Genomic DNA, 11,131 nt, shown 5'->3' with positions numbered 1-11,131 from the left:
TTTATGGCCATTTTTATTGATATGAGTTGACTTACATTCGGGACACTGCATAATTTTAAATCTCTGCTCAATATCACAAAAGAGCGATCGCTCTTTTTCCTAATCATACCTGCGCTTCAGCAACGCCGAAGACTTCAATGCTGCATTTGGAAATGTACAAAGGAACGAGCAGTGGAGGGTTAACTCAATGGGGAAATTGGACTTATCACGATGTACCGCAACGCCAGTATGAACGTCGTTCTGATTTACTCAATCCGACACCCTATCTCGATCAAGCTAAGCTGATTGATCCAGAAGAAGATGAAGGGCGAGTCAATGAGCAAGTAATTACTGGCCTGAATGTACGTCGTGAACCTTCAACTGCATCTGCTGTGATGTTCCGTTTACCACCGTGGGCAATTTGTAAGATTCTAGATGATCGGGTAGTAGGAGATGCTTACGGTCAAGGGAATCGAACTGACTGGTACAAAATTGAATATGAGGGAAAACAGGGGTTTGTTGCTGCCTACTATGTTGATTACAACCCTGTACGTCCTCGAAATAATCTATTAGAAAATTATCCCAAACCGTTTCAAAAATGGGTAGAAGTGGTTGCCCGGAGCAATCTTAAACAACATTTTAAAGTTGGCATTATTGCTCAATCACTCCATGAAAGTGGTCGGGGAACCAGCGAATTGGCGCTGACAAAAAACAACTTTAATGGAATGCAGTTTCGGGATGTTCACAAAGACATTGAAGGCGCAACTCCTTATCCATACCGCTCTTCTTCAGACGGCGTTCTCACAGACTATGTTTGCGCCAATACACCGGAAACCTACCTCGAGTGTTATCTTGCCTTTATTAACCGCGACCATTATCAAGGTGGGGAAAATACTGATACTGCTTACAACTTTATTAAGCATCTCTACGATGGAGGTTACGCTACCGATCCTGAGTACATGAGCAAAGTTGATAAGTTCTTTAGTGAAGCGAAGAATATTCTATTTTTCGACTATTCTCAAGAAGAACATGGCTGGTACAAGATTGTTAAATGTACCCAAGACAATGAGTATTACCTTGTTTGCATGGCTGGAGGAGAAGCTCTTTATAAAATTCCTCTAGAACGAACTGTGGCCGATCTCTCGACAGTGTTAGCAGAAATGCTTACTAAATATCCTAATGCTCGAACTTGGGCTGTCAGTATTCCCACGGATCTTTCGAGCGTTCCCTTATATCCTCTACCCCCATCCCAACGTTTACAAGGCAAACGTTTCCTTTTAGATCCCGGACATAGTGCCCAACACCCTGGAGCGCAGGGTTATTACCCTGATTATCCTCAAGAACATTTTCATGTCGCTCGTCAAGCTGAAGTATTAGCCACTTTCTTACGGGAACAAGGGGCAACCGTTGATATCTACAATCCTAATGAGGATTTTTTAAGTGCGATCGGACGACGAGCGGCTAATCATGATATGTTTATCTCATTGCATCTTAACTCTGTGGCTGATCCTCACAAGCATATAGATCATTACAGTTGTGTAATGGTACATAGTTCTTTTGCTAAACGAGGTTCTAAAGAATTTGCTGCGTTGTGTGCCGATAAAATTGCTGACGCTGTTGATTTGCCTTTGTGCGCCCAACACCGTAGCGATTTACCGAAGGGCGTTTATCCTGCTCCATTAGGAGTTTTAAGAGCAGCAGAAAAGACCAATTGTCCTGTCTGTGTCTTGTGTGAATCTTTCTTGATTAATGCCATGAATTCCAATGCGATCGTGGTAGACAGAGTTGAGAAAGCAGCGGAGGCAATTTTTGATGCCATTGTTGAGTGGTATTCCTAGTTGATTTCAGCTCGAGTCCGGTAGTATCGGAGGTCTCACGGGGTGACAAGCACCTCAAAACCCTTGCCAAATAAGGATTGATGTCAAGGGACATGATATCGTTTGTGTAAAAGTTAGCGTGAATATCTACAGGAAATTTAGGTTTTTTCACGCTTTTAAGCCTTCTTTTCTCTTCCCTCTTTCTTCTTCCTTCTTCCTTACCTTCACGCTTACTTATTAATAATTAATTATTAATTGTTGAAAATACCGATGCTACCGGACATGATATTATTTCTGCCATCCTGCACTAATAATAAAAAAGAGGGAAAAAAAGTTGAATTTTTAGAATTTATGAAATTCCGTTTAATTCGGTATAAAAAAATGTTCCATCTGAACGTCATGGCTAAATTTTTCTAAATTCTCTTCCTTCCTCTAAGGGCGAACGCTGTTTGCTGGCGCATAACTATCGTTAACGCCCCTACTACTCCTCACAATATTGAGGTCTTTGTTGTAATTGAATATCCAATAAATCAGCTATATTACACTTTAATCTACCTGCTGTTTGTTTATCTGGTTCTATATAGCCAAAACCACTACTAAAAAACTTTTGCTGATAAGAATAAATGGCTTCTATCCATTGTTTTTGTGCTTCTAAATATTTCTCTGGTTCTCCCAAAAGCTCATCTTCTATCGCCCCAGCATACTGAAGTTTTATATCATTTTCTAGAATTTGCTTAATTGCTTGAATAATTTTTAAGCGTGCGTCTTCTGATGTAACTACTGTTGAATTTTGAGATAATATTTCTGTCTCTAGTTCCCGGACTATTTCTCGAATTACACTGCTAGTAGTGGGAAATTTTTCTAGTGCTTTTTCCATTTTTACTGAGGAAATTGCACGAACATTTTTTGTTGAACTATCAGTTAATTGTTCTTCTGAAAAAGTAGAAGGTTCATTTTTTATCGGTTCAGAAATAGTACCATTATTAAATTTACTTGCCTGATATCCTAAAACAAAAGATAGACCATGAGAAAGCAGTAATAAAAATGTTACTGCTACTTGTACGCCATACTTTTTGATAGAAATAATTATTCGGTCATAAACAGTTAATTCTTGCCGAACATTTAACCCAAAAACTCTAATTTCATAAATTGACTTTAACCTCGGAAATGCTGATGTAAATATTAATTTTGGGACTTTTCCATTACTGAGTTGATGAAAATAAGCTGCTAACTCATAATCAGGTAGTTGAGAGAATAACTCGGCAAAAGGTTGATAATAATTGCAGCGATCGCGACGATATTTTAAGTGGGAAATGAGTTTTTTCCAAATAGTATTTCCATAAATTAGTTGCTCTATTTCTTGGTCAATATTTGTGTTTAATAAATTGTTCCCCAAAGATTCTAAATATTCTAAATCGTGGCGAACTTGTTGTTTGATTATAGTAGAATAGGTTGACCATAAACTATTTTTAGTTTTTAATAGCCAACAGAAAGCAGGAACAGATATTTTTCCTCCTAATATTTGATAGAAGGCGTAATTCATTCCTAGTACAATTAATGGATCTAATGATTTTTGATAATTTTTCAGTTGAGATTGTAATTTTAGAGATATTTTTTGTTTCTCATCTTCTTTTTTTTCATCTCCAGTAATATTTAACCAATTCAGATATTCTGGTAAAGTTTCGGGAATAAAAATTGCTCTTAAAGTTAATAACCTAACCATTTGAGCATTAGCATTTTCTTGTTTTACAGCATTACTCGCCCCCAGATTATCAAACAGGTTGTTTAAATATTTTGATGTAACTTGACCATTCTGTAATTTTAAAATTAAATTTTCTACCCATTCTTGTTTTATTTGAGAACCACTAATTAATCCTTTAATTGCTGTTTCTATAGCTGCTTCATCTATATTTGTTGAGATATTTTCCCTGGGATTTTTCATCATCTTTGTCTGTATTTGTAACAGATTTGCTTCTACTTCAGTATTAGCAGGATGAATAATAATAAATTGTTCTGGTCGTTCAATTGCTTCGACATTATAAGCCCATGATATAGGTAGATTGTTGGCTTTAATTTCAGCCATTTTATTAATAATTTGTAAGTCAGATAATTCAGTATAAATTATTACAGGTATAACTTGACTACTCAGCCAATTTTGCCATTCTGTGGGTAAATTTATTTCTGATTTTGTCGTAACTGTATGTTGATTTGGTTTACCAACTTCTTTAGTTTCAGATGGATTAAATACCGGATTAACACCTTGTTGTTGTTGAGTACTTATCCAGTCTAATATTTGCCAAATATTATCTTTACCAGTGCAGAGAAAATAACGATAAAAAGAAGTCGAACGTCCATACTCATCTTGTCCAGTAGTGACTACAGCAACTACTGAATAATCTGGTTCTTCATTACTTATACTTAAGACAACTCGCCCTACAAAAGTAGGTTCTTGACTATTACGGTCTTTGGCTACTTCAAAGCCTTTATTAGCAATTGCTCTTCCTACAGTATGGGGAACTTGAGTTAAGGTTAAGTTCATATATTCCCCTACTTTAAATCCCCGAGAAATCCATTTACCATCGGGTAATATTTCGGGAATTATACCTGTGCTGAACTCGTGAATTTCAATTGTTTCCATGGGCAAATTAATTTTTTTGGTGGTGGTGCATTGTAATGGTTGTGCATTGCATTATTTTTGTTACGAGAACAGTGGGAGCATCTTGCTCCCGTGCCAAGCATCTCTTGTTCCTTGTATACCATTACTATGCAGGACTACCATTTTTTTGTTAAATCCATTCCCAATAATAAAACGATATTAATAATCAAACAATATTAGACATCTGGTGATAATAAAAAATAAAATTAATTATCGCACATAAACTATCAATTATTTCCCCCTACTCCCTACTCCCTACTCCCTACTCCCTAAAATACAATATTAACCCTAATCTAATTGTGAATTACGTTTGCCCGTACAAATCCAATATATAGGAGAAACTAAGCCAAAAGGTCGCCATTTTTTCGAGTCTTCTAATACTGATGCTACCCCACCACGACCCCGATAAATTTGCTGAGAATTTGGTTTTAAATATTTATTTCCTGTCACACCAAAAGCAGAAGTTGTAAAATATTCCACATTACCCATTCCCAAATTTTGCCAAGATTCTAATCTTTTAAAAATAGTAGGAAACCGTGCCTCTGCCAAAAACTTCGGTCTATTTCTATTTACCCATAAATCAGCTAATTCACACTTAGTTAAAACCAAAGCAATACGCCGTTTTTCACTAAACAAATCCCGACCTGCTAATGCTACTAAAAGTCGATCGACTCCTCTGGCATATTCTAAATCTTTACGATGAGTTGTACCATCAATCATTAACATAATTCCCGTAGCTGGAAAACAATCATTTAAGTAGTCTCGAAGTAATTGAGAATCTGTTTGCTGAAGTACATCGCTGAAAAATTCTCCAGAATAATCTTTGCAACTAATATCTAGATTTAAAACAGTATTTGATCGCCTCGAATTATCTTCTGGTTTGAGAGTAATTCTTAAACTATAATCCTTAATTTCTAGCACATCATTAGCTAGACGAGTTTGTTCAATTTGTAACCCTTCCTCTATCAAATTTTGTGCCTGCTTAATCAAATATTCTCCATCTTTATTTGCTGGAGTAACTAATTCAACAGGACTAGAAAAATCAGCATTTGGCCATCTAGCTAAAGCAGCCATATAAGTAGTTTTACCAGCAGCGCGATCGCCTATTACTCGTAAAATGCCAGAACAATTTTCCTCTTTTAAATTCTCATTAATTCTGGTCTTTAATAGGGAGTTAAACATTATTTTTACCGAAAATTTGTGGTTTAAAGCCTCCCCTTTTAAGCTATCCCTTATAAGGAACTCCTGAAAACCTTGTAGGAAGTAGGGGAGCAGGGGAGTAGGGAGCAGGGGAGTAGGAAGGAAAGAATCATAGTAGATAGGAAAAACTACTTAAGTTCTCAAAAAAATGTACTTTTTCATACATTTTTTCTCTGACAAAAACCTTTGAAAGACTTATACATAACTTGTCTATTTTGTCAATTTTTCTGTTAAGTAAAGATGTTTATAAAGCATAGCCTTTTAAGGGGATAATAAATAAAAATTTTCCTTTGAGTCAACCTCTTATTTTTAAGGAGAGGTAATTATTAATTATTAATTATTAATTATTAATTGTTTTACCTTGACTTAACCAATACAGGGGTGAAACTATGCCATAAGGTTTCCATTTCAAAGGTTCCCGTAAAATTGAGTGGGGACTTCCTAATTCATCAGTACGATTTGGGCGGGGGTCATTTCGTTGTAGAACGCCAAAAGTAGATATAGCATAAAACCGTAAATTTTGTTGAGGAATACGCTTTTGTAAAATACTGGTTGTTCTTGGTAAATGCACTTTAAATATGTCTAATTCTGGGTCAAGACGACCAGGCCAAATTTCTCCTCTTTCACATTTACTCATTGCTATAGCTAGGCGTAAATCTTGGGAGCGGTCGCGCTCATCAATTAAATTAATAAATTTCTCCATCACATTACTATAAAATATGTCGATTCCTGGCTCCCATTTATGGAGTAAAATTAGACAACCGACATTATCTTTGATTAGACATTCATCGAGAAATTCTTGATGTAAAGGATTAGAAATACCTGTTTGTAATTCATTAAAAATTTCTCCTGGATAATCTCGTACTACTAGATTAATTTCTTCTGGTTTTTTTTGCCACCAACGCTTAATTTCTATCTGAAAAGAATACAAAGGTAAATCATAGAAACTTTTGATTTTTATTCCATCAATAATAGTGGGTTCTAAAGAAGCACCATTGAGAATAATTGTTTCAGCCTTATTAACTAAATTTTGAGCATCATTAGTAATGCCTGTAATTTGAAAATTTGGGTGAGTTTTTTCCGGCCAATAAGCCAATCCTGCTAGATAAGTAGTCTTGCCCGCGCCCGTAGGTCCAATAATACAAATATTCCCCATTTTTTTGATTAAATTTGTGTTTACTATGTAAGCAGTCAGCACTTCAGCAAATAATTAATAATTTATTCTAAGATTGAAGGAGGGTACCTTGGCAGTAATATCAAGTCTCATTAATTAGCCATAATAAATTATACCAATTTGATAAATGTTTGCTACATTTTCTTGAGTGGGGGAGTAGGGGAGTGAGGGATTAGAGCAGAGGTAAAAATAAGAATAATTAACAATAACTGGCTAATAATTATCAAAAAAAAATATTCAGTCTGTGTTAATTACTTAATAATTGAAGTGTCACTTCAATATAGCATTCTTTTTTCACGCTTGGTATTAGCTATCTTTAGTCATCTTGAGATGACTTCTGTTTTGAGCCAAGAAATTTATTTCTTGGCGGATGACATGGCTCGCCAACCTCACCAAGGATTGAAATCCTTGGCTAATAGTTTAAGTCATCTTAAGATGACTCTTGAGGAGTATGCCATCTTTTTCATCTTTTTATATTGTGGTTAATCAGTGCAACTTGATATAACTTTTAATTCTCTGTTATCTAACTCAATTACAAAACTTTCACTTTTGCCTTTTTACTTTTTCCTTCTTCCTTGTTTTTATAATGGGAGCAAGATGCTCCCACTGGCTATACTTATTGCTTCCTTCTTCCCTCTTCCTTCTTCCTTCTTCCCTCTTCCTTCTTTCAAGCTAAATAACTAGCTAAATAAATCCAAGGTAATTCTAATAAACTACGGTGATAAATACTCGTAATAAAACACCGAACAGACAAACCAGAACGACTACTATTTATTTGTTCCAACTGTGACTTAAGGGGTAAAAAATAACTATTAACCACATAATTATGCCGTTGCAGCCAATTCATAGTATAACCATGAGGTAAATAAGCCAATTTATAAATTTCGTGCTCAAGATTACAATCAATTAAATCAGCTTTATTCAGACATATTACAATACGTCTAACTTGAGGACAATCATAAATAAAAAAGTCTTTCCAACGATTAAATCTATTGCACCATTGCTGCTGAGTAATATAATTTTCCTGGTTAATATGAGGCTGTAAAATTTCTCTATAGGGAGGAACAATTAAAAAAATTCCTTCACTTTTACCCATTGTTTCTTTAAAATCTTGCCATTCATTAATATGCTCAGATTGCCATGATCTACGAAATAATTCCCCAGGAGAATCTATCCAATCTACAGAAATTTTACTAATACCAGTAGAAAGTCTAACTTTCACATCCAAAGAACGCTTTTCAATGCTTTGAGTAGGTTTAGCAGTACCATCTAAATTAAGTAAATTTGCCTGGAGATTTTGATAATTTTGATTGACCAAAGAAACCTGGACATAATTTCCTTGGGGATTGGCCAATTCTAATGCTAAGTGAGTTTTGCCGACGGCGCGATCGCCTATATAAACTACTCCCATTTTAGAGTTAATACCAATTTGATAAATATTTGCTACAAATAACTAGGTTATTTCTTAGAAGTCAGGAGTCAGGGGTCAGAATGAATAGCTTTGATACTATTTTTTAGGTCATAATTTATCTTTTTAGTCTAAGGGACATTGCCTGTATATGTCTTTTAACTGCCCTGATTATTCAAACACATTCTTTTTCCAAAGGTGTTAATCTCTTCTGCTTACAAAGAAAATATATTAGTAGCAAATATTTCCAACAATTTGGGATTAATTTATAAAGATTTAAGTTGCTATTCTGAAGCCGAAGAATATCTGATTAAATCCATAGCGATCGCTACCCCCATCTTACCGAAGACTTCCGCAAACTCCGCGACTTTGGCGAACAAATAATCCACCTTGCCTTTTCCCTGACTTCAGTTTTTAGCAATTTCTGAGCAAATTCAAGCACCTGGTATTGTAAGTGCTGTGGCATAGTTTTTAATTGTTCGACTACCTGATCAATGACAGACAAACTCATTAGATATCTCCTTTGTTAAGTAAAGTATTAACAATAATATTAGGCACTTTTCAATTCTTCAGCTAATTCCGCTTCAGTAAGTTGAAAAGTTTCTACTCCATAATCAGCTAATTTTGTTAAAAATAAGGGTTTAGGAATTCCCAGCAAATTTGCTGCTGCTCTGGAAAAAAGACGACCTAATTCATAAAGTTTAATAGTAGCAATTAATTGCATTTCTTGACTAAGTTGTTCTAGGGTTAATTTTAAGGTTAAGGCTGTTTCTTCTGGTCTGTTGATGATTAGTTGGTACATAAAATCTCTTTTTTGTTAAGAGTATTAATTGCAAAATAATATTATTTGAGTGAATTGAAAAGTTAGGAAGTTGGCGATCGCTATTTGAAAGCTATTTTACAGAAACTTTTGAATAGGTTGTAATTGGTAGATTCTGACCCAGAAATACCATTTTTAGGGATTAATTCTGATAATTTACCATTGATTTTGAAGAAATAGGTCTTGATTGTTCCTGAGTAGAAGGTTTCTGAGGTAGGGTAGTAATATTTTCAGTGAAAAACCAAACTGCAAGGCTAGAAATAACTCCAGATAGCAAGCCAAGAATTAAGCCTTCAATCCATCCTCGAACTCTTCCCTTAGAACTAGCGTTTTCGATCAGACGAGCAAAGGATTCTTGAGGAACTTTTATAGTTATTCTGAATAAGAATGGGGCACTTTTTCAGCTCAAATCCTTTCACAGCAAGAAAAACTCGTCTCAATCTAAACCAGAATGACTATAGAACAGTTTCTGCGGTACTTTTATCCTCCTCTAACTCATGAATACGTTCTTGTAACTTACTAACTTTTTCCTTGTTTTCTTGAGCCTCACTTTGCAATGATTCTACAGCCAATATTGCAGACTCTAGCTCTTTTTTTATATCGCTTAATCGACTAATTCTGGTATCTATGCTTTGGGGATCGATAACTTCATTAAGAGGAATTTCATAACTTATAAATGGTATTGGTAATTTTATTCTAACTTGAGCCTTGCTTAAAACTTCCTTACTGAGAAGCTTAAAAATCTTTTTCATAGTTCATTTAAAGAAGCAGAAATAAGTTTAAGTGAATTGTAGCCCAGTCATGGGAAATTTGCTATTTCAGCTAAATATAACCAACAGCACTTGCACTTCCTAGAGGGCAGACGGAGGACTCCCAGTTTCAATTCTACGAGCAAACTTCCGAATATCTGCTACCTTTTGTATATATTCATCAACCTGCTGTTTGAGAAGTTGAGGATCTGAATTTGGAAAGTCAAGCAAAGTACGACTAATGTCATAGTAATCAGATTCTTGTTGACGAAATCCTTGATATTTTTGCTCTGCCTTAAAGGTGTAAGCTAAAGTTACAATCAACCCTGTCCATGTTGTCAACAAAGTCATAAAGCTAACTGCCAATTTATTTGTTGCATCATAAAATTGGATAAGAACAGGCAAACTAATGGCTGAAATCAAACTCCAAATTACTCGTGCTGAGTCAAGCCTTTGGTAAGCTGCTGCCTGATTTTTCCAGTAGACTAAAGTTCCTTTTATTCTACTAAAGTGTTCTTTTAACCTCTCTTGTTCTTCTCCAAGATTATTGGCATTATCAAACCAGGTTCCAGCACTATCTAAATCAATTTTCTTTAAAAAAGCTCTGATTATAGGAACAATAGTTATAAATATTCCTATGCACAGAATTATGACTCCAATTGCCCATGGATTTATGAATGAAAGAAGTGAAAGCAATTTACTCATTACGCAGTATAAATAAAATATAAGTCATATTGTTAGTTGCTTGAAAGCTGCTTAACTATTAATTTTATTGCAGTGGTGGTAAATATTCTGAAAGTTTTCTTGATGCCTAGATTCTCAATCCCTATAGTCTGATTAACAATTCAGATAGTTATTTTTCTAAAAATTTTCCATTCCAGCAAAAGATATTTAAAAATGATAGAACTACGTTTCGCTAGCATTTGGAATCAAGGCTGAAAATATGCCAAGATTCTCGTTTTCAGTAACTTTATCAAAATAAACAGTTATCCATGGCTCTCTACCTAAATTAGGAATGAATGTTTCTCGCCATTCAGATTGAAGTAGCCATTTCAAACTTGGATTAACCTTTTCAGTAGCCATAGTAGTAGTTTGATATCAAAATTATTAATTGTAATTTGATTTACATAATATTGACGGAAACGCGATCGCACTCCCACTCAAAAACAAAAATTTTTTACTCATCTTAATAAGCACCTACGCAGAGCGAATAACTTACCTCCAAAATACACGAAAATTTCTTGACAAGCAACCACCCTATATCTCTTACATATCAATACTTTTAATAAATTGCCTATGAAGCAGCGATCGCACCCTTTTTACCCCCA

General features: G+C 35.0%; 9 protein-coding genes. 1 reads left to right on the top strand and 8 read right to left on the bottom strand.

Translation table 11 applies throughout. The features are described from left to right. Positions 1–137 precede the first annotated feature (137 nt). Positions 138–1,817, top strand: a complete 1,680-nt coding sequence (locus F6K18_RS12850) for a glucosaminidase domain-containing protein (protein ID WP_287521260.1) — start codon at positions 138–140, stop codon at positions 1,815–1,817. 460 nt (positions 1,818–2,277) lie between these two features. Here F6K18_RS12850 and F6K18_RS12845 read toward each other — a convergent pair whose 3' ends face one another. From F6K18_RS12845 to F6K18_RS12810, 8 genes are all read right to left on the bottom strand, one after another. After that, on the bottom strand, positions 2,278–4,434 hold the full coding sequence (locus tag F6K18_RS12845) for a hypothetical protein (protein WP_287521259.1): 2,157 nt from the start codon (positions 4,432–4,434) through the stop codon (positions 2,278–2,280). A gap of 306 nt (positions 4,435–4,740) precedes the next feature. Continuing rightward, the gene (locus F6K18_RS12840; RefSeq protein ID WP_287521258.1) at positions 4,741–5,634 is read right to left on the bottom strand and encodes a hypothetical protein; all 894 of its coding nucleotides are present in this window, start codon (positions 5,632–5,634) and stop codon (positions 4,741–4,743) included. A 358-nt stretch (positions 5,635–5,992) separates the two neighbouring features. Further along, complete coding sequence (locus tag F6K18_RS12835; RefSeq protein ID WP_287521256.1) at positions 5,993–6,808, bottom strand: hypothetical protein; 816 nt, start codon at positions 6,806–6,808, stop codon at positions 5,993–5,995. A 685-nt stretch (positions 6,809–7,493) separates the two neighbouring features. After that, entirely contained in the window at positions 7,494–8,237 is a 744-nt protein-coding gene (locus F6K18_RS12830; RefSeq protein ID WP_287521254.1) for a hypothetical protein, read from the bottom strand. Between the two features lie 547 nt (positions 8,238–8,784). Then, the gene (locus F6K18_RS12825; RefSeq protein WP_287521253.1) at positions 8,785–9,036 is read right to left on the bottom strand and encodes a UPF0175 family protein; all 252 of its coding nucleotides are present in this window, start codon (positions 9,034–9,036) and stop codon (positions 8,785–8,787) included. A 473-nt stretch (positions 9,037–9,509) separates the two neighbouring features. Next, positions 9,510–9,806 (bottom strand): hypothetical protein, encoded by a 297-nt coding sequence (locus F6K18_RS12820; protein ID WP_287521252.1) that lies wholly within the window; start codon positions 9,804–9,806, stop codon positions 9,510–9,512. Between the two features lie 99 nt (positions 9,807–9,905). Next, on the bottom strand, positions 9,906–10,508 hold the full coding sequence (locus F6K18_RS12815; protein WP_287521251.1) for a hypothetical protein: 603 nt from the start codon (positions 10,506–10,508) through the stop codon (positions 9,906–9,908). 201 nt (positions 10,509–10,709) lie between these two features. Beyond that, positions 10,710–10,886 carry a hypothetical protein gene (locus F6K18_RS12810; protein WP_287521250.1) on the bottom strand — a complete coding sequence of 59 codons (177 nt, stop codon included), beginning with the start codon at positions 10,884–10,886 and terminating at the stop codon, positions 10,710–10,712. Positions 10,887–11,131 lie beyond the last annotated feature (245 nt).

It is taken from the genome of Okeania sp. SIO2C2, assembly GCF_010692625.1.
In the GTDB taxonomy this organism is placed as follows: Bacteria; Cyanobacteriota; Cyanobacteriia; order Cyanobacteriales; family Microcoleaceae; genus Okeania; species Okeania hirsuta.
Note: the sequence above shows the minus strand (reverse complement) of the source record. Positions and strands in the feature narration are given on the sequence as shown.